This is a genomic window from Ascidiimonas meishanensis (assembly GCF_037782385.1).
In the GTDB taxonomy this organism is placed as follows: Bacteria; Bacteroidota; Bacteroidia; order Flavobacteriales; family Flavobacteriaceae; genus Ascidiimonas; species Ascidiimonas meishanensis.
The window spans coordinates 53,936-75,166 of sequence record NZ_JBBEXD010000012.1; the positions used below are offsets into that span (position 1 = coordinate 53,936).

Consider the following 21,231-nt stretch of genomic DNA (forward strand, 5'->3'; position numbering starts at 1 on the left):
AAATTAATTAAAATCTAAAAATCCAATTAATTTTTTTAAAATTAATTGGATTTTTACCTATATTTTGTTCAGGTATACTTCTTCAATTCATTGCTGAACGATGTCTTTCCCTTGCTAATAATGTATTCTTTAGCAACATAGCTATGGTCATTGGTCCCACTCCACCCGGCACCGGAGTAATATGACTTGCCTTTTTACTTACATTTTTAAAATCTACGTCTCCAACAATACGATAACCTCTCTCTCTGGTATCATCAGGTACTCTTGTGATGCCAACATCTATAATCACCACATCATCTTTTACCATCTCTGCTTTTAAAAAGTTAGGAACACCTAATGCAGATATAATAATATCTGCTTGAGAAGTAATTTGAGTAATATTTTTAGTATGACTATGCGTTAGAGTTACAGTAGAATTACCAGGAAAACCTTTTCTACCCATCAAAATACTCATGGGTCTACCCACAATATGGCTCCTGCCTATTACCACGGTATGCTTGCCTTTGGTTTCTACCTCATATCGTTCTAGCAACTCTAAAATACCAAAGGGCGTTGCTGGTATAAAAGTACTCATATCTAAAGCCATCTTTCCAAAATTCATTGGATGAAAACCATCCACATCTTTATCTGGATGAATAGCCATAATTACTTTTTGGGTGTCTATTTGCTCTGGTAAAGGTAATTGCACAATAAAACCATCAATATCACTATTCTCATTAAGCTCTTTTATTTTTCTAAGCAATTCCAGTTCACTGGTGGTACTTGGCATTTTGACGAGTGTAGATTCAAAACCAACTCTTTCGCAGGAGCGTACTTTACTTCCAACATAGGTAAGACTGGCACCATCATTCCCCACAATTACAGCAGCTAAATGTGGTACTTTTTCACCACGTTCTTTCATTTTAACTACCTCCTCAGTAATCTCCTCTTTTATTTGGTTAGACACCTTTTTTCCGTCAAGAATGGTCATATTAATTACAGATTTTCAGTTATTTTATAATTTTAGTAATCGTATGTATTTTTGATTATAAATCTTAAGCGCATTCTACCTCATTTTACCCATCATCTGCATTAGCTTCTTTCCACCACCACCTTGCATCATTTTCATCATTTTACTCATTTGATTAAATTGCTTCAATAACTGATTCACTTCTTGAATGGTTCTGCCACTACCTTTTGCAATTCTCTTTTTTCTACTCGCATTTAAAACAGAAGGAGTAGATCTTTCTGAAGGTGTCATTGAGTGGATAATAGCTTCTACATGTTTAAAAGCATCATCTTCAATTTCAACTCCTTTCATTGCTTTTGAAGCACCGGGAATCATCCCGACCAAATCTTGCATATTACCCATTTTCTTTACCTGTTGAATCTGGTTAAGAAAATCATCAAAGCCAAATTGATTCTTGGCAATTTTTTTCTGTAGCTTTCGGGCTTCTTCTTCATCAAATTGTTCTTGTGCCCGCTCTACAAGAGAAACCACATCTCCCATTCCCAAAATACGATCTGCCATTCTGGTAGGATAGAAAACATCTATCGCTTCCATTTTCTCACCAGTACCAATAAACTTAATAGGCTTGGCTACTACAGTTTTAATAGATAGTGCTGCACCCCCGCGGGTATCTCCATCTAGCTTGGTAAGTATTACGCCGTCAAAATTAAGAATGTCATTAAAAGCTTTTGCCGTATTTACAGCATCCTGACCCGTCATAGCATCTACCACGAAAAGTGTTTCTTCTGGAGTAATTGCTTTATGAATACTGGCAATCTCCTTCATCATTTCATCATCTACTGCAAGTCTACCAGCCGTATCTACAATTACAACATTAAAACCATTTGCTTTTGCATGTGCAATTGCATTTTTAGAAATAGAAACAGGATCATTATTTTCACGATCTGAAAACACTTCTACTCCTATTTGTTCTCCTACTATATGCAACTGGTCTATAGCAGCTGGCCTGTAAACATCACAAGCTACCAGTAAAGGATTTTTAGATTTCTTAGATTTAAGATAATTGGCTAGCTTTCCAGAAAATGTAGTTTTACCAGATCCTTGAAGACCAGACATTAATATCACGGTTGGATTTCCAGAAAGATTAATTCCCGCTGCATCTCCACCCATTAATTCGGCAAGTTCGTCTTTTACCAACTTCACCATCAATTGTCCTGGCTGCAAACTGGTTAATACATTTTGACCAAGTGCTTTTTCTTTTACTCTATTCGTAAAATCTTTGGCTATTTTAAAATTAACATCGGCATCTAGCAATGCCCTTCGCACTTCCTTCAGCGTTTCGGCTACATTAATCTCAGTAATCTGCCCATGCCCTTTTAGTACATGAAGTGCTTTATCTAACTTTTCGCTTAAATTATCAAACATAATCCTATCACATTTAAAAAAATATGCCTTTTGATCAGGCAATTGCAAATTTAATTATTTGAGATGGATTGAAGAAGTTTATTTTAATCGCTTTATTAAGTTTAGCGATCTCAAAACCGCTATTACCTAAAATTGTGAGGTAGTTCTACGCATAAAAAAACCGTCCCTAGTTACAGGAACGGTTTAGCAGTTGTTTTTTTTGCCCTAAAAAAACTGCGACCTAATAAAACGTTGTTTGCGTTTAAGATAAAATATTATTGTGTTCTAATCTCCAAATATTATTGTTTTAGTGACTCCATCCCTTGTGACCTCTAGTTGAATTATATCATCATCCGCTACCAATAACTTCCATCTTTCATTCAAACTTTTCAACGACCCATTGTTCTCAAAATTTATTTCAACAATTACGCTATTATCAGAAACATAACTTAGCCAACTGCCCTCAGAATTATTACCTGATTCTTCAGCAATCGTTAGCCCATTGGCAGCGAACGTAAAACTATAATTCTCAAAAACACTAGTATTATCAGAACCGTCCTCAGTAAAAGAGTCTACTTCCCAAGAATCCGAAGTTATAACACTTTGTAAATTTTCTAGTCTTGATTCATTTTCATTTTCATCTACTTTAATCAATTCAAGACGGTTAGTATTCCCTTTTTTTAAACGTATTTCATTATTTTCAATACTTTCTACATCCCACGCTTGATTTAAGGATGGCTGACCCGAGAAGGTAATTCTTAATATATCCATTTCTTCTTCCTCCTCCGATTCTAAATACTGCCAGCTGCCTTCTTCTTCTACTCCTTTTATTCTCAAGGTAACCACCCCTGCTGTTTTAAACGTTAACGGAATGCCTACATAATCGCTTTGATCTCCGGGGCTTGGGGTTTGTAATAAGCCAATAGACCATGCTTTATCTTCTAAAATACCCTCGGCACTTCCACTACCTCCATCTGAACATTCTTGATTAAGTTCTAAAAAGCTTCCTGTAGATGAAAAGATATAAATAGTATTGCCATCTACTTTATTCACTTGCCATTGCAATGAAAACGCTACTACTCCATTCATGTCAAGATCAACAAAACTTCCTTCTTCTGTAAATCTAGTCGTCCAGGTTCCATCAATTCCGATGATCTTAAGTGGATCTAAAATCACTACATCCCCATTGGCATCAAACTCTACTGTCCAATTAGTAAAGGGTTGTACCGAGCCATCTCGCTTGAATCTACTAATCTTCCATAGACATTCTACCAATAAACTTTCTAACTCTCCGTCTTTAAAGTCATCATCATTAAAGTTGTTGTCATCATCCTCATCACAATCATCTTCTACCCCAGAAATAGCAGTGGTAAGTTCTTGATTTGAGTTCACAGTAATAATATCCCCTTCTAAAAGGACTAAAGAAACTGGATACTTTAGACTCACTACCTCGTCTTCTTCGATCCCTTCAGTGAAAATAAACATGTCACGATCTTTAGTTACCTGAACTTGTGAAGTGATTTCTGTAGTGGTATTAAAAACAAAAAAAGTAATTGGATATACAAAATCTATACATTCGTTATCAATATCATCTCCGCCCTCCACACAAGTATTTGCATTCAACTGCAATTCTGCAACATTATTAATGATGATTTGATTAAAATTATTATTAATCACAGTGATAGGATAATCAATTTCCAGGAGATCTACATCTTCAATATCACTATCAAAAATTCCTTCTACTGTAATTAAATCATTTTCACTCAATATTTCAACGGGAATTCCATTTACCGTAACATTTATAGGATATACTATAGTTAAACAACTAGCGCCATCAATAATATTATCTTTAGAACCATCTAGTGAGGCAGCTTTCATCATAGCTTGTGCAGTCACAGAATTTGCCTGAATAGGCTCACGCTCTGGTTGTGTATCCAGAGAAGATACGTTGACCTCGCTTTGACATGACGTTAAAGCAATTAAAAAACTGAGTAAGATTAAACAAGTAAAATAATTAAGAATTTTCATATACATTACATAAAGCATTCATAGCTATAAAATTAAAACAGTTTACCTTTAAAAAACCCTACCTTGAATACTAATTTTTTTTTAAATAGATTTGTAACCACAGACCCCCAACTTATGAAAGAAGCAAATAAGCATGTTTGCGCTGAACCGGTTTATCAAAACATTTTCCGGGAGCATGCAAAAAATCTTCGGAATTTTATTTACTATAAATGTGGAGATGCAGATAGGGCAGCAGACATTGTACAGGAAGCCTTTGTAAAACTTTGGCAGAAATGTAGTACGGTACCTCCTGAGAAAGCGAAATCGTTTTTATTTACGGTTTCAAACAATATGTTCCTTAACGAGGTAGCGCATCAAAAAGTAGTTTTGAATTATCAGGCAGGAGATCATAAAAGCAGTACAAATGAGAACCCAGAATACCTTATGGAGCTTCAACAATTTGATGCAAAGCTCCAAAATGCTATCAATAATTTAAGTGAAGCACAACGGGAAGCATTTTTAATGAACCGTATAGACGGAAAAAAATATGCCGAAATAGCATCTTCTCTTAACATTTCTGTGAAGGCGGTAGAAAAGCGAATTCACGGGGCTTTAAAGTCATTAAGAGAAGAATTAATAAAAATTTAGATTTTTCAGGTAGGGTAAATAACCTTTCAACTGTTATATAAACAAATACCAGCACTATGAGTACCGAAAATTACTTAGCAAAATGGCTCTCTGGCGATCTTAGCGACACAGAGCTCAAGGCATTTCAACAGCATCCTGAATTTCAGGAATATGCTAGAATTGCAGCACATACCAAAAACTGGAAAGCACCCGGGTATGATGTATCTAAACAATTGGCTATACTTCAAAAGAAAGTTAATTCCAACGAAGTAAAAGAAACTAAGGTAATTCAAATGAATCCTGCAAAGCTATGGCTAAGAATAGCTGCTGCAGTAGTTTTAATTTTTGGTGCTACTTATTTCATGATGCGCGACACTCAGGTGAGTACAGATTTTGCTCAAACAGACACTGTAATTTTACCCGATGATTCTGAAATAATTTTGAATGCTGGTTCAAATGTTACTTATCACAAACTTTCTTGGGATAAGAACCGATCTGTCAAACTTGATGGAGAAGCTTATTTTAAGGTAGAAAAAGGTCAAACATTTGATGTAGTTACCAATCAAGGTACTGTTTCTGTGCTTGGAACACAATTCAATGTTAAAGATCGTAAAGATTTCTTTGAAGTGGTCTGTTATGAGGGACTTGTAAAGGTTACTCACGAACTAAAACAAATTCTATTGCAACCTGGAGAAAGTTTCAAGGTAGTTTATGGTGAATTTAAAGAAGAAAGCAGACTCAAAGCTTTAGAGCCTTCGTGGATTCAAAAAGAAAGTATGTTTAAAAGTGTGCCGCTACAAATGGTTTTCAATGAATTAGAAAGACAATTCAATGTTAAAATTCAGGGAGTTGACAACACAGATAAACAACAACTCTTTACTGGCGGTTTTAAGCATAATGATCTTGAAAAAGCACTGCAAACCGTATGCATCCCATTAAATTTATCGTTTAACATTAATAATGACGGCACTATAACCATTGCCAACCTTTAACAAAAGGCGTCCCGTTTTTTTAATTGGTTTTGCTTTCTTTTTTGTATTCCTGAATGCTTTCGCGCAGCAAACAGATGTTATAAAGATAAGCTTAAGGGACGCCTTTATCCAAATTGAAAATTCATTTGAGGTTAAATTTTCATATCAGGATGCTATTGTAAATGGTAAAATAATAGACCAGATTTCTTCTTTTCAAAATCTGAATCAGGCACTTAATTTCCTTAGAACACAAACCAAACTAACGTATCAACTCTTGGATGACAGATTCGTTGCTGTTACCAACCCTTCTAAAGTTGATCGTATCTGTGGTATCTTAAAAAACATAAATACCAATGAAGTACTTTTTGGTGCTTCTGTCACTGTAGTTGCTATGGATAAAGGTGTAACTACAGACGAAAAAGGTTTTTTTGTACTTAACAATCTTCCTGGTGACGGTAGTATTAAAATATCTTTTGTAGGCTATGAATCTATTGAAATTCCAATTAACCAATTAAATATAAACAATAAATGTGCTCCCATTTTCATGATTCCTTACATACAAGAGTTAGAAGAAGTGGTGGTAATGAATGTATTCTCAAGAGGAATCAGTGAAAAGCTAGATGGTGCTATTAAACTCACTCCAAAAGAATTTGGTATTCTCCCCGGATTATCTGAACCAGATGTTTTACAAACCATACAAGCACTTCCTGGCATAGAAAGTGTAAATGAAACCATTTCCAATATTAATATCAGAGGCGGTACTCACGATCAAAACCTGATTTTGTGGGATGGCATCAAAATGTACCATACGGGACATTTCTTTGGGCTTATATCTGCGTTTAACCCTTACCTTACAGAGAAAGTGTCGGTTGTTAAAAACGGAACCAGTGCTTATTATAATGATGGTGTTTCTAGTTTGATTAGTATGGAAACCAGTGATAGACTAGCTGAAAAATTTTCTGGAGGGGGTGGTTTTAATTTGATAAGCGCAGATGCTTTTGCAAGAATTCCTATCAATAAAAAGTTAACTGCTCAAATTTCGGCAAGGCGTTCTGTTATAGATTACTTCAATACTCCAACATTTGAACAGTTTTTTCAGCGTTCTTTTCAAGATACAGAAATTATTAATGAAGCTAATTCTGAAAACATAGAAAATCAACAGATCACTGGAAACGAAAACTTCCTCTTTTATGATTTTGCGGCTAAATTACTTTTTGATGCTTCAGAAAAAGATCAATTAAGACTTAGTGCAATCAACGTAAATAATGAACTTTCTTATGATGAATTTGGTACAGAGGAAGACCAAACCAGAACAAGTTCATTAGACCAGGCTAACCTAGGCATTGGAGGCAAGTGGCTACGCAGGTGGAACACAAAATTCACCACTATTGTTTCTGGGTATTTAAGTAAATATAGTATTGAAGCAGTTAATAATGATGTGGAGACTAATCAAATACTGGAGCAGAAAAATGAAGTATTAGAAACTGGAGGAAAGCTTACCGGACTCTTTCAACTTAATGAAAACACAAGTCTTAAAGGTGGATATCAATTTTATGAATTGGGAGTTACCAATGCTGTAAATGTAATCAACCCTGATTTTTTTCGAGATACTAAAGGGGTCATTAGAAATCATGCTGTTTTCACAGAAGCCACTTGGCAAAAATCAAATACGTATATAAGAGCTGGTTTAAGAGCCAATTATGTTCCAAAGTTCAGTCGTTTACTTATAGAACCCAGAGTAAACTTTCGTCAGGAGTTAGGTAAAAATTGGACTTTAAAGGCACTGGGAGAGTTTAAAAGTCAATATATCTCGCAAGTAATAGATTTACAGGAAGATTTTTTAGGAATTGATAAAAGAAGATGGTTATTAGCCAATGAAGAGGACACGCCTATAATTACCAGTATGCAGGGTTCCGCCGGAATTCAATACAAAAAAAATGGATGGCTTATTAGTAGTGAAGCTTATTATAAGAAGGTTGATGATATTAGCAGTAGAAGTCAAGGATTTCAAGATCAAAATCAGGAAGTGAATACAACAGGAGGTTATAATGTTACGGGTACTGAATTTCTTATTAATAAACGAAACGACAGCTACAGTATCTGGTTTACCTATACGCTTGCTAAAAACACTTATACTTTTGAAGGTTTAAATCCTTCAACCTTTCCTAACAACTCAGATATTAGGCATTCCATAAGTTTTGCAGGTTCCTATAATTATAAAAAACTAAAACTTTCTGTGGGTCTTAATTATCGCAGTGGTACACCTTTTACGCTACCTGATTCTGGAGACCCTGTTAATGAGGAAACTGTGCCATTTGAAATTAACTATGCTATGCCTAATGGTGCAAACCTTGAAGATTATTTGAGAGCAGATTTTTCTGCTATTTATGATTTTCAACTAACTGATAAACTTCCTGCCTCGGTTGGCGTTTCGGTACTTAATATTCTTAACAAGGAAAACCTAATCAATTCGTATTTCCGATTGGATGAAAACAACGAATTACAAAGATTAGACAGTCGCTCATTAGGTCTTACACCAAACATGAGTTTACGAGTAAACTTTTAGAAAACTTTTGAAGCCTATTTTACATCTGCTTTGGCACCTCAATTCCCAATAAAGCGAAAGCCGATTTGATTACGTCTCCAACTTTAGCAGAAAGTTTCACACGAAATGCAATTTCTTCCTCAGTATCTGCCCCTAAAATAGAAACATTTTGATAAAATGAATTGAATTCTTTCACCAGCTCATACACGTAATTTGCAATAAGCGCCGGACTATAATTGGCTGCTGCCTGCTGGATCACCTCAGGAAATAGCTGTAATTGTTTTAGCAGTTCCTTTTCTTTTGCATTAAGGGAATAAGACGTTGCTGTTGATTCGGTTAATGTTACCGAAGCTTTGCGTACAATAGATTGAATTCTAGCATAGGTGTATTGAATAAAAGGACCTGTATTTCCTTGAAAATCTACAGATTCTTCCGGATTAAAAAGGATTCGTTTTTTAGGATCTACCTTCAGAATATAGTATTTCAAAGCTCCCAGACCGATTGTTTTATAAAGTACCTTCTTTTCAGTTTCAGAGAAACCGTCCAATTTACCTAATTCGGTAGAAATAGACTCAGCAGTGGTTGCCATGTCTAAAAGTAAATCATCTGCATCCACTACCGTACCTTCGCGACTTTTCATTTTTCCGGAAGGTAAATCAACCATTCCATAACTCAAATGATATAATTTTTCTGCCCATTCAAATCCGAGTTTCTTTAAAATGAGAAATAATACTTTAAAATGATAATCCTGTTCATTTCCCACGGTGTAAACCATTCCTCCAATATCAGGATAGTCTTTTACCCGTTGTATTGCAGTGCCTATATCCTGAGTCATATAAACAGCTGTTCCATCTGCTCTTAAGACAATTTTCTCATCAAGTCCTTCATCTGTGAGATCTATCCAAACACTCCCATCTTCCTTTTTGAAAAAAACACCCTTCTTTAGACCATCAGCAACTACATCTTTCCCTAAAAGATACGTATTGCTCTCGTAGTAATAAGAATCAAAATCTACACCAATATTTTTATAAGTTTCTTCAAAGCCATCATAAACCCATTGATTCATGGTTTTCCACAATGCCACTACCTCTTCATCACCAGCTTCCCATTTTAGGAGCATTGCTTGCGCCTCTAATAGAATAGGAGCCTTTTTTTCAGCCTCCTTTTGATCCATGCCTTCCGCTACAAGATTTGCAATTTGGCTTTTATATTCTTGATCAAACTTAACATAGTAATTACCAACCAATTTATCTCCCTTTGTTTGGGTTGATTCTGGAGTCTCTCCATTCCCAAATCGCTTCCAGGCCAACATAGATTTACAAATATGAATACCACGATCATTAATAATCTGCGTTTTATAGACTTTTTTACCACTCGCCTTTAAAATTTCAGCAACAGAATATCCTAAAAGAATATTACGTACATGCCCTAGGTGGAGCGGTTTATTGGTATTTGGAGATGAGTACTCTACCATCATCGCTTTTGAGGTATTGTCTGAATTTACAAAGCCATAATGTGAGTTTTTCAAGATATTATTGAACTCTTTTAGATACACTTCACCAGCTATCACAATATTTAAAAAGCCCTTAACCACATTAAAATCAGTTACCTCTTTTAATTCTGTCTTTAGGTATGCGCCAATTTGTTCACCTATCTGCTGGGGATTTCCTTTGATAATGCGGAGCATGGGAAATACTACGATGGTAATATCTCCTTCAAAATCTTTTCTGGTTGCCTGAAACTCTACTATTTCTAGTGTGGCGCCCCAAATAGACTGGATAGCTTCTTTCACTTTTGTGTCCAGTAATTGCTGAATATTCATAGTCTTCGCATTTTACATAAAGGCTGTAAAGATATAGAATCTATACAAAGTTTAGCCTTTGCTTAACGCTTAAAAAAACAGGAAAATAGTATCTTGCGATTAAATTATCTTTTATGGAACATATGTTTCGTGCAGTTCCTGTGCTTGCCTCTCTTAATATAGCAAAGTCGGTCTTTTTTTATAAAGATAAATTGGGGTTTGACAAGTTAGGCTACCAAGATGAGAATTATGCTATTATAGGAAGAGATAAGATTGAAATTCATTTTTGGAAATGCAATGATAAGATTCATCCAGAAAATACCAGTTGCTATGTTCGGGTTAAAGAAATAAATGAGCTTTACGAAGAATTAAGTGACAAAGATGTAATTCATCCTAATGGAAGACTTGAAGACAAACCATGGGGTATGCGAGAATTTGCCATTTTAGATGAAGACGGAAATATGATTAAATTTGGACAAGAACTAAGCTAAAGAAAAACAATGTTATTAAATATTTCTTACAACCAACCAGAGGTTACTCGTAAAATTGACAACGAAGTTGGAAAACCATTTACGCTTAGAGAACGCTGGAGACTCGGAGGAGTAGGCTCTCCTAAATTACATATTACTACTAGTAGTATTGATATTCATAACCTCTTGGTTTTAGACAACAATTCTGATACTTGTAATGTAGAAATACGGCCTAACGGCATCATTATTAGATTTCGTTCTCTCTTAGAAACTTTTGCGTTAATTATACCTTTTTATAAGCTATCCCTCTACAAAGGAGATTCTCATGAATATTCTATGTATAGAGATCACTATTTTATAAAGGTGAGAGCAGACAAAAAGGTGCATGCTTTTATGAAAAAAGTATTAAACTACAAATCAGAAATGGCTCCTACCCATATTGAAGATCTTTAAATTATTTACTTACCTACATGGCTTAGTTACAGTTAGCTGTATTTCCATTTAAATACATTAGTTTCCATGCGGTAGTATGCCCTGTTTTCTGAGCAAACCAAGTACGCCATTCATTAGAATCTTTATTGGCAGGCTCTTCTCCCAAACTACAATTTCCCGTTAGAATGGTATACATATAAGCACCTATAGCCTTGTCCAAATCCCGACTCATATGCCAACTGTCCCTATATGCAGAGAAATTAGGAATTTCTTCTTTTATTTGTGCAAAAAGAGTTCTAATGGGTACCGCCCTTCCATAAGGCAACTCATTTTCTCTTTCCATAAATAATGCAACACCTAAATCGGTACCATTTTCCGTTTCTGTTAATCTTTTATCAATACCATATAACATAGAGGTATTTCCATTGTTTCCATGATCTTGCATTGGAAAGCCAAAAGAAAAATCAAATCTTGCCGGATCAATTTTATAACGTTTGCCTGCTTCAAAATTAGTATTTGCTCTCCCATAATTAAAATGTATTGGAGGCGTACCATCTCTTACCAATTCCACTTCATCTTTTCCTAAAACCCATCTTAATCCTCCTAAAATTCCATTTTCCGAACTTGTTCCTGTGTGATTAAAATGTAGTATATTATCTTCAATATTACACTTGTCAAAAGGTGAATTAAACACTATTTCACCCGTGTAATGCTCTTTATCTGCTTCTGTTGTAAGGGTTGAAAAAGCCAAATTTGCTATATCATCATCGTATACATAGGTTGATTCTGTTGCACTTTTTCCATATATATGAGAGAAAATTGATGCAGCGGTTAGGTAAGCGCCATTTGGAGAGGGATGTATATTCACATTTTCTTTTTTTGATTCTGATAGATTTTCCCAAGCAATACCAGCTGGAATAACAGGTAAATCAACATCTGCTCCATCTGCGGCACGATAGGTAAACTCTTCAAAATGATCTTGAGTTTCTTCTTTAGACCACATCATTAATAAAAGTGGCTTAGCTCCTCCATCACTTACTTTAGTAGCTATTTTATGAACTCCCAGAGAATAAAATCCTGGAATTTTAGAAATTATATAAGGATCTGCAGCAATCACCACATAATCCCATTTATAATCACCATTACCAGATAAGTTTTCCATTCTAGCCTCTAGCCCTTCTGGCCAATAATAATATTGAACCAGTGAATGTGAATAATGGTTCCAATTATAAATAGTACCACCACCTCCAAGACCTAGTGTTACTTGCTTGCTTTTGTAGATATTCTCTTCAATAACATTTATTTCTAAATCTTTAGAGATCACCTCTGATGACAGAATATTTTGAAGTTCACTAGAAATTAAATCTGGAGAAAATGCTTCTCCATTGTTTTTTATAGATTTACTAGTACCTATAACCAGAATATTGAGGCTTCCATCTTCATTTACATCTGGATTAAATACTTCTTCCTGAGGGTCAGGATCAGGATCTAAATCGGTAGACAGGTCTTCATCTGAGCAACCAAATCCAAAAAATAGTAATATAAGAGAACATACAATTTGATTTTTAAAAAATACAAGGCTGCGCAAGTTTTTATGGTTCATGAGGGTAGGGTTAGATATTTGGGTTATCTTATAAACGACATATTAAGGTTACTATTTTAATGGTTATCTTTTTTTAACATTTTAAAAGCTATTCGTTAGCTTTCTATATTATTTGTGCTTAATCTGTAAAATTATTTTCTAAAACACTTAGGATTTCAAAATTTGAGAAATTAGGTATGGTAGATTAGCGTTTTTTTTTTATTGTTTACTAATGAGATATGCTACCCATAAAATGAATAAATATTCCTATAAATAATTATAATCATGAGGTTAAAGCAGTATCTTGTTATCAAATAATAAAGTTATATAAACATGATTAGCATAGTTTCTGTATTTATCGCTAACAGTAGGGAAAAATCTTAGTATTTTACAACATCCTTTACTTTCTAAAAAAAGCATTTAAAAAAGTTTACGATTTTACACAAAAACTGCTGGAATAGCATGAAGAAAAGGTCCTGTCCATATTACCCATTATTAAAAGATTAAGTATCTGTAAAAAAATTATAAAATGAAAATTCTGTTAACCGGAGCTAATGGTTACATTGGTATGCGTATTCTGCCAAAATTACTGGAAGAAGGGCATGAGATAGTGTGTGCAGTTAGAGATGAAAAACGACTATCGGTTTCAAAAGAAGTTAGAAATCGTATTGAAGTAGTTGAAGTAGACTTTTTAGAAAAAATTACTTCTGGACTTATTCCTCCCGATATTGATGCAGCCTATTTTCTTATCCATTCTATGACCGCTTCTACCAGTGACTTTGATGAGATGGAAGCTATCGCGGCCAAAAGTTTTAATACTTACATGAAGGAAACCAAGGTAAAGCAAGTGATTTATCTCAGTGGAATTGTGAACGACCAAGTGCTTTCAAAACACCTTTCTTCTCGTAAAAATGTAGAAGATATACTTTACCAAGGCAATTATCATTTAACCGTTTTACGTGCCGGAATCATAGTTGGATCTGGAAGTTCTTCCTTTGAGATCATAAGAGATTTAGGTGAAAAATTACCGGTCATGATTACTCCAAAATGGGTTTTAACCAAAACACAGCCTATAGCTATAAGAGATGTAATTGCATTCTTAACCGGTGTTTTAGGAAATAAGGAATGTTATGATGATTCTTTTGATATAGGGGGGCCAAACGTACTTACTTATAAAGAGATGTTACAACAATATGCAAAAGTAAGAGGTTTTAAAAACTGGATCTTTACGGTTCCCGTAATGACCCCTAAACTTTCATCTTATTGGTTGTATTTTGTAACCTCCACTTCCTATAAATTAGCCATGAACCTAGTAGACAGTATGAAGATGGAAGTAGTTGCAAAAGATAATCGTTTACAACAGCTTTTGGAGATTAAAACGCATACCTATCAAGAAGCTATTGAAATGGCTTTTGCCAAAATAGAGCAAAACATGGTAGTGAGCAGTTGGAAAGATAGTATGGTGAGCAGTCGTGTAAAAAAAGACCTCAGCAACTATATTCAAGTTCCTAAATATGGCTGCTTAAGAGATAGGCAAGCCCTTAGATTAGAGGATCCTGATGCCGCTTTAAAGAACATTTGGAGTATTGGAGGAGAAAAAGGATGGTACTATGCCAATTGGCTTTGGAAAATACGAGGTTATGTAGACAAACTTGTAGGTGGAGTTGGCTTAAGAAGAGGAAGAACGCATCCTGATAAAATCTACACCGGAGACTCTCTTGATTTCTGGAGAGTATTGTTAGCAGATAAGAAACAGAAAAGACTCCTACTCTTCGCAGAGATGAAACTTCCCGGGGAAGCATGGCTAGAATTTGACATTGATGAGCACAATGTGCTTCACCAAACAGCCACTTTTCGTCCAAGAGGTTTATGGGGTCGTTTATACTGGTATACGATGGTTCCTTTTCACTATTTTATTTTTGCTGGCATGTTGCATAATATTGCTAAGTCCAACAAATCCTAAAAGATAATAATGGTAAACCTATAAAGTGAATTGTATGAAAAAAGTTATTGGTTTTTTACTCATCAATGGATTAAGTATTCGTTTAAATACTTAATAGATTATTTAAGATGCACAGGCAGGAGGAGCAGTTTCACACCAATATATAGTATAATAACAAGATCTTTGATTGGTGTCTCTTCCACCCTCTAATTGAGTACTTCTAAAATTAGAGACTACTTTTTTTGATAGCTTAAGCGATTTAATTAATTTTTTATTTTTCATAATAGTAAGTTTTAACTTCATTAAATATAAGATTTTATTTTCTTATTTAAAAAAACTTAACAAAAGTCTGCTGTTTTTATACGATGTTTACTTCATATACGTTATTACTTTGCCCTTATACTAAATAGTAACCCAAATCAATACCAATAGAATCCCTAAATAACACCTACTTTTATGATTATCTTCGGAACCAGTAGCGTAAAATCTACTACCCAATCCGCTGATTTCAGCTGCCCCCAGCATAAATCGCAAAAAATATATCGGCATCCTAAAGCAAATCTATTTATAATGGATTACGCTACTACTGGAATGTTTTCAGGCGGCTGTGATAAAGAAATCATCCCTGCTGGTTACATGACTACGGGAGTTTATACAAACAAGATTAGAAGTATTTTCAATTAATTTTTTGGTGACCCTACCGGTTTTTTAAAAAACAAGGCGGTTACCACCACCATAAGGCGAAAAGCGGCATCGGCAAGGATGTCGCTTTTATTTTATAAAAATTTATTGTTCTACAAATTATCTAATTGATTGCTGCTTTTATCTTCGCTGATAGTCCAGAAAAATCCAATAAAGAAAAAGCTATCTGCAGCAGGTCTTAGTGCACGCCTGTTGAAATTACCATTTACATCTGCATTCTGTGTATATTGATATCCATTAATATTACGCGTTCCCAAAACATTGTTTACAGAAAAGTATAAGATTTTTTGCGGACTAATAAGATATGCACAGTTAAGGCTTACATTATGATAGGCTTTTGTTCGCTCTGCCAAGAAAGCATTGGTGTTAGGGTCATTATATGGTCTTCCCGAAGCAAAATTATAAGCAATTCCTATTTGACTTTTCCATTTCTCTACCCAATATTTACCTACTAAAGAAAAATTGTGTTTTGAAGTAAATGAAGGAGCTGCGCTTTCTGGAAAATTTTGAAAGTCTCTTTGCGTATCCAGATAGGAATAGCTTACCCAGTAATCCATATTTTTAATACTGCTATTGTCTCTCCAAAAAAGATCCAGTCCCTTTGCATATCCATAACCATCATTGGAAAAAACACTCCCAGGAATGGGGAAGTCTGTATCAAATTTCACCAATGCGTCATAATTTTTATAATAGGCTTCTACTCTAAATACTCTGCCATTATTATTGTATTGGTAATTCATAATATAGTGCGTAGCCTGCTCTGCACTCAGGCTTCTGTTAAACTTTAAGGCATCGTTTTGGGGATTTTGAAAAAATTCGCCGTACGCCCACGAAAATTGAGAATGCTCACCAGATTTCCATGCTACAGAAAGCCTTGGTGAAAAAGTACTTTCCTTTAGTAATTCAGAATATTCACCTCTTATACCTGCTTTAAAAGCTAGTTTTTTTGAAAAGAAATAATCTGCTTCGCTATAAACACCTATAATATTATTGTTAAAGTTACTTGTAAATGTTTCTGTATCCGCTCCTTTAAAATTTTCGGTAAAAGCTGTATTAAAATATTCTGCGCCAAAATTGATTTTAAATCGGCTGCTAAACGCTTTCTTAAGCCCTGTTTTTACATGAACAGATTTTTCTTGCTGCCTTATATGATCACTGATTACATTAAGATTGGTATTCCCAAATGTATAACTCGCACCGGCATGGAGTATCCAATCATTTTTTAACGCCCCTATGTAGCTGCCATTGAAATACAGGTTGTTATTATTTAGTTTAAACCTAACCAAATCTTCAAAGTTTATATCTTCTTGATCTAGTTCAAATCCAGTATGATCAAAAGCGGTATATAATTTTAATAATCCATTTTTGTATTTACGGCGAAAAACTGCCTCCCCAGAAGCACTTTGAAAAGGTTTAATCCAATCATTCCTATCGGGAAAAATTTCTAGATAGGGAGCTAAATTTATATAAGAGGTATTTACACTTAGAGATGATTTTTCCCATTTCTGCGTATTTCCTAAAGTTCCACCAACTGTCATCATACCAATATCTGTTTTTTCTTGATCAGGTTCATTAATGGTATTTAGTAATAATACACTAGAAAGCGCCTGACCATATTCTGCAGAATATCCACCTGTAGAAAAAGTAATTCCATCAAACAAAAATGGAGAATACCTGCCACGGGTAGGTACATTATTAGTAGTAGGTGTAAAAGGTGTGAATACTCTAATACCGTCAATAAAAATTTGGGTTTCCCCAGCATTTCCACCTCTCACAAAAAGTCTGCCGTCTTCGGCTACTGTGCTCGTTCCTGGTAGTGTTTGCAATGCCCCTACAAAATCTCCCAAAGCGCTTGCTGTAGTTACCACATCTAATGGTTTTAAAACTGATACTTTTGAATTATCGCCCGCCTGAAAAGTCCCGGCCGTTAAAGTAACTCCGCTAAGTGAATTGACTTCTTCTCTTAATCTTACTTTTAAGGAATTCATATGTTCTACCAGATCAGTTTTGGTAAACGTTTCATAAGCAATATAAGATATCACCAGATTTTTTTCTCCAGTTTCCGTTGTAGAAAAGGAGAAATCACCTAAATCATCTGTGGAACCTCCCTCATACGTTCCTTCTAAATAGACATTGGCTCCAATAATTGGTATTCCCCTTGAATCGGTCACTTTGCCTGAAATGGTATATTGTCCAAAACTAATACCTGTAATTAATAAAAAAGCGAGCGTTATAACTGATTTCATTTTTGATTGATTTTGTTTGATGATGTAAAATTGCGTACAACTACCGCCAAACCATAAAAAAAAGAACCAGACTGTTAAAAGTGGTGTATGAATTGTGAATAACTGAATTCCTTAGACAACAATTCACACTTACTCATTATTATTTGCCTAATATTAAGTATCTTAGGTAGTGCTAAAAAAAAAGATATTATGAGCATTAGTAGAAGAGACTGGCTTAAAAGTGCATCACTTACAGGAGGGCTAACATTATTAACAGGCGTTGGTGCACTGCAAACACTTACTGCTGCTGAGCGTAGAAAATTTAATCCGCGCGTGTTGGAAAAGCCTATTAGGCTCAGCTCTAATGAAAATCCGTTTGGTCCTTCTTCTCAGGTACGTGAAGCTATTACAAAAGCATTTGACCACGGTTGTAGATATCCGTATGCGTATGCAGATGAATTGGCACGCAAACTCGCCATTAAAGAAGGCGTGGAACCAGAAAGTATTATTATTACTGGCGGCTCAACAGAAGGGTTGAAAATTACAGGACTTACCTTTACGGCTAATGGCGGAGAGATTATCGCAGCGAAGCCTACCTTTTTGGCCATGATGAATTATGCAGAACAATGGGGTGCAACTATTAATTGGGCGCCTGTTGGAAAGGACATGGGGTATAATCTGGAAGCTATTGAAAAAAGGATCTCTTCTAAAACTAAATTAGTTTTTTTATGTAATCCTAACAATCCTACTTCTACCCTACTCCCAGCCGATAAATTGGTTGATTTTTGTAAAACAGCTAGCGAAAAAACAATTGTTTTTAGCGATGAAGCGTATTATGACTATATAGAAACACCTAACTATCCTTCCATGGTGTCTTTGGTAAAAGAAGGAAGAGATATTATTGTTTCTAAAACGTTCTCTAAAGTATATGGGCTTGCTGGTTTGCGTATTGGCTATCTAATTGCCAAACCTGAACTAGCTCAAAAAATCAGGAAAAATATAGTTGCTTTCTCTAATGTACTTGCTATAAGTGCGGCTACAGCATCTCTTTTGGATAATGAGTTCTATAATTTTAGCCTCCAACAAAATAGGAATGCAAAGAAAATGATCTATAAGACACTGGACGATCTCAAATTAAGCTACCTAGATTCACACACTAATTTTATTTTCTTTAGAAGTGGAAAAGATATAAGAGCTTTAGGTGATCAAATGTTAGAGAAAGGTGTTAGAATTGGCAGGCCTTTTCCTCCTTTTTATGATTGGTGCCGAATAAGTACAGGTACTCAAGAGGAGGTTCAAGCTTTTACACAAGCACTTCAAGAAGTTTTAGGATAATTAAAAAAAGGGTTAGTTGGCAACTTCACTTATAAATTTGACGCGGTATAAACGCATTTCTTCGTCTTCATAATCCCCTTCAAATTCCTCTATCGCCAAAGCTATTTTATCACTTTCAGACTCAATAAAATAGTCATGAATTTCTTCTTGTTGATCTTCGTCAAGAATTTCATCTATCCAATAAGAAATATTTAATTTGGTTCCACTATAGACAATTTGTTCCATTTCCTTGATAAGATCATCCATAGTTAATCCTTTAGCGGCTGCAATATCATCTAAAGGAAGCTTTCTATCTACATTTTGAATTATATATAGCTTAAGAGCAGAGTTAGAACCTGTACTCTTTACAACCAGATCATCTGGACGTATAATATCATTTTCTTCCACATAAGTGGCAATAAAACTTAAAAATGGTTTTCCATACTTTTTAGCTTTTCCTTCTCCAACACCATGAACGTTGATGAGTTCTTCTCTGGTTATTGGATATTTTAAGGCCATGTCTTCTAAGGAAGGGTCCTGGAATACTACAAAAGGTGGCACCCCGTGCTTTTTGGCTTCTTTCTTTCGCAGATCCTTTAACATCTTCAATAACTTTTCATCTGTTGCGACTCCACCAGATTTGGAAGCTGTAACAATTCCATCATCCTTTCCATCTTCAAAGACGTGATCTTCCGTCATCATAAAAGATACTGGATTCGCTATAAAATCTTCACCCAATTTTGTTAAGAAAAGTACTCCGTAAGTTTCAATTTCTTTCTTAAGAAGCTTCTTTATTAAAGCTTGCCTTATCAAAGCCATCCAATGTCTTGGTTCTTTATCGTCACCAATACCAAAGAAGAGTTTTTCATCGGTTTTATGCGAATTAATCAAGGCATTTGTCTTGCCAATAAGCGTATTTACTACCTCTTTAGCTTTAAATTTTTGCATGGTATCTCTTACTACGGTTAGTAGTTTTACCATGTCTTCTTTGGCTTCTTTTTTCTTTTTTGGATTCCGCACATTGTCATCCATATCTGCTCCTTCACCGGTTTCAGAATCAAAATCCTCACCAAAATAGTGCAGTATAAATTTCCGCCTTGAAATAGAGGTTTCTGCATAAGAAACTATCTCTTGTAACAAGGCATGTCCTATTTCTTGTTCTGCCACTGGTTTCCCAGCCATAAACTTTTCCAGCTTTTCCACATCTTTGTAGGAGTAATAAGCCAAACAATGGCCTTCTCCTCCATCACGACCCGCTCTTCCAGTCTCCTGATAATAACTTTCAATACTTTTGGGTATATCGTGGTGAATAACAAAACGAACATCTGGTTTATCAATACCCATCCCAAAAGCAATAGTAGCAACTACTACATCTACATCTTCCATTAGAAACATGTCTTGATGTTTAGACCTTGTTTTAGCATCAAAACCTGCATGATAAGGCACTGCCGAAATACCATTTACCTGAAGCGCCTGTGCTAATTCTTCTACCCGTTTTCTACTCAGACAATAAATAATACCAGATTTTCCTTGATTTTGCTTTACAAACCGAATAATATCTGCGTCTACATTTTTAGTCTTAGGACGAATTTCATAATATAAATTTGGACGGTTAAAAGAAGCCTTGAAGGTATTGGCATTACTTATTGCCAAATTCTTTAAAATATCATCCTGAACTTTTGGAGTAGCTGTAGCAGTAAGTGCAATTACAGGGATATTATCTCCTAAACGCTGAATAATAGTTCTTAGATTACGGTATTCCGGTCTAAAATCATGTCCCCACTCTGAAATACAATGTGCCTCATCTATGGCCACAAAAGATACTTTTACCGTTCTCAAGAACTCAACATATTCTTCTTTTGTAAGTGATTCCGGCGCTACATAAAGCAATTTGGTAACCCCAGAAGATATATCATCCATCACCTGTCTTATTTCAGATTTAGTAAGTGATGAATTCAACACGTGTGCAACACCATCATTTGAGGAGATCCCACGAATGGCGTCTACTTGATTTTTCATTAAAGCAATCAAAGGAGACACTACAATCGCTGTTCCTTCTTTAATTAGTGCAGGTAATTGATAGCAAAGGGATTTACCTCCCCCAGTTGGCATAATAACAAAGGTATTTTCATTATTTATGATACTTTTTATAACATCTTCCTGTAACCCTTTAAACTTACTAAATCCAAAATATTTTTTTAATGATGCGTGCAAATCAAATTCCGCTATTCCCATTCTCTAGTTTTACTATTTTACATAC

At 35.1% G+C, this 21,231-nt stretch carries 16 protein-coding genes; 8 read left to right on the plus strand and 8 right to left on the minus strand.

Features of this window, described 5'->3' with window-relative positions; all coding sequences use genetic code 11:
- Positions 1-82: 82 nt before the first annotated feature.
- The 3 genes from WBG07_RS17335 to WBG07_RS17345 all read right to left on the minus strand — a co-directional run bounded on the left by WBG07_RS17335 (position 83) and on the right by WBG07_RS17345 (position 4,381).
- Positions 83-970, minus strand: coding sequence for a bifunctional 5,10-methylenetetrahydrofolate dehydrogenase/5,10-methenyltetrahydrofolate cyclohydrolase (locus WBG07_RS17335; protein ID WP_340203122.1), 888 nt, complete (start codon positions 968-970; stop codon positions 83-85).
- A gap of 75 nt (positions 971-1,045) precedes the next feature.
- Complete coding sequence (ffh, locus tag WBG07_RS17340; protein WP_340203124.1) at positions 1,046-2,374, minus strand: signal recognition particle protein; 1,329 nt, start codon at positions 2,372-2,374, stop codon at positions 1,046-1,048.
- Between the two features lie 264 nt (positions 2,375-2,638).
- On the minus strand, positions 2,639-4,381 hold the full coding sequence (locus WBG07_RS17345) for a hypothetical protein (protein WP_340203126.1): 1,743 nt from the start codon (positions 4,379-4,381) through the stop codon (positions 2,639-2,641).
- A gap of 63 nt (positions 4,382-4,444) precedes the next feature.
- Here WBG07_RS17345 and WBG07_RS17350 point away from each other — a divergent pair, with 63 nt between their 5' ends.
- The 3 genes from WBG07_RS17350 to WBG07_RS17360 are packed head-to-tail and all read left to right on the plus strand — an operon-like array spanning position 4,445 to position 8,524.
- Positions 4,445-5,008 (plus strand): RNA polymerase sigma factor, encoded by a 564-nt coding sequence (locus tag WBG07_RS17350; protein ID WP_340203128.1) that lies wholly within the window; start codon positions 4,445-4,447, stop codon positions 5,006-5,008.
- 56 nt (positions 5,009-5,064) lie between these two features.
- Complete coding sequence (locus WBG07_RS17355) at positions 5,065-5,979, plus strand: FecR family protein (RefSeq protein WP_340203129.1); 915 nt, start codon at positions 5,065-5,067, stop codon at positions 5,977-5,979.
- A complete protein-coding gene (locus WBG07_RS17360; protein ID WP_340203131.1) occupies positions 5,966-8,524 on the plus strand; it encodes a TonB-dependent receptor in 2,559 nt (852 codons plus the stop codon). Before WBG07_RS17355 ends, WBG07_RS17360 begins: the two co-directional genes overlap by 14 nt.
- Positions 8,525-8,543: 19 nt before the next feature.
- Here WBG07_RS17360 and argS read toward each other — a convergent pair whose 3' ends face one another.
- Positions 8,544-10,325, minus strand: coding sequence for an arginine--tRNA ligase (argS, locus tag WBG07_RS17365; protein WP_340203133.1), 1,782 nt, complete (start codon positions 10,323-10,325; stop codon positions 8,544-8,546).
- Between the two features lie 113 nt (positions 10,326-10,438).
- Between argS and WBG07_RS17370 the strand changes: the two genes are divergently transcribed.
- Both WBG07_RS17370 and WBG07_RS17375 read left to right on the plus strand, forming a co-directional pair.
- Positions 10,439-10,795 carry a bleomycin resistance protein gene (locus WBG07_RS17370; RefSeq protein WP_340203135.1) on the plus strand — a complete coding sequence of 119 codons (357 nt, stop codon included), beginning with the start codon at positions 10,439-10,441 and terminating at the stop codon, positions 10,793-10,795.
- A gap of 9 nt (positions 10,796-10,804) precedes the next feature.
- Positions 10,805-11,227, plus strand: coding sequence for a hypothetical protein (locus WBG07_RS17375; RefSeq protein WP_340203137.1), 423 nt, complete (start codon positions 10,805-10,807; stop codon positions 11,225-11,227).
- Between the two features lie 22 nt (positions 11,228-11,249).
- Here WBG07_RS17375 and WBG07_RS17380 read toward each other — a convergent pair whose 3' ends face one another.
- On the minus strand, positions 11,250-12,809 hold the full coding sequence (locus WBG07_RS17380; protein ID WP_340203139.1) for a hypothetical protein: 1,560 nt from the start codon (positions 12,807-12,809) through the stop codon (positions 11,250-11,252).
- A 508-nt stretch (positions 12,810-13,317) separates the two neighbouring features.
- Here WBG07_RS17380 and WBG07_RS17385 point away from each other — a divergent pair.
- A complete protein-coding gene (locus WBG07_RS17385; protein WP_340203141.1) occupies positions 13,318-14,751 on the plus strand; it encodes an SDR family oxidoreductase in 1,434 nt (477 codons plus the stop codon).
- Between the two features lie 102 nt (positions 14,752-14,853).
- On the opposite strand, the gene WBG07_RS17390 is transcribed toward WBG07_RS17385, so the two are convergent.
- Complete coding sequence (locus WBG07_RS17390) at positions 14,854-15,012, minus strand: hypothetical protein (protein ID WP_340203143.1); 159 nt, start codon at positions 15,010-15,012, stop codon at positions 14,854-14,856.
- 174 nt (positions 15,013-15,186) lie between these two features.
- Here WBG07_RS17390 and WBG07_RS17395 point away from each other — a divergent pair, with 174 nt between their 5' ends.
- Positions 15,187-15,414 (plus strand): hypothetical protein, encoded by a 228-nt coding sequence (locus WBG07_RS17395; RefSeq protein ID WP_340203145.1) that lies wholly within the window; start codon positions 15,187-15,189, stop codon positions 15,412-15,414.
- Between the two features lie 110 nt (positions 15,415-15,524).
- On the opposite strand, the gene WBG07_RS17400 is transcribed toward WBG07_RS17395, so the two are convergent.
- Positions 15,525-17,678 carry a TonB-dependent receptor gene (locus WBG07_RS17400; RefSeq protein ID WP_340203146.1) on the minus strand — a complete coding sequence of 718 codons (2,154 nt, stop codon included), beginning with the start codon at positions 17,676-17,678 and terminating at the stop codon, positions 15,525-15,527.
- 189 nt (positions 17,679-17,867) lie between these two features.
- Between WBG07_RS17400 and WBG07_RS17405 the strand changes: the two genes are divergently transcribed.
- Positions 17,868-18,992: a pyridoxal phosphate-dependent aminotransferase gene (locus WBG07_RS17405; RefSeq protein ID WP_340203148.1), complete on the plus strand. Its 1,125-nt coding sequence runs from the start codon at positions 17,868-17,870 to the stop codon at positions 18,990-18,992.
- Between the two features lie 12 nt (positions 18,993-19,004).
- Here the strand turns inward: WBG07_RS17405 and recQ are convergent, their stop codons facing one another.
- On the minus strand, positions 19,005-21,206 hold the full coding sequence (recQ, locus tag WBG07_RS17410) for a DNA helicase RecQ (RefSeq protein WP_340203149.1): 2,202 nt from the start codon (positions 21,204-21,206) through the stop codon (positions 19,005-19,007).
- Between the last annotated feature and the right edge of the window lie 25 nt (positions 21,207-21,231).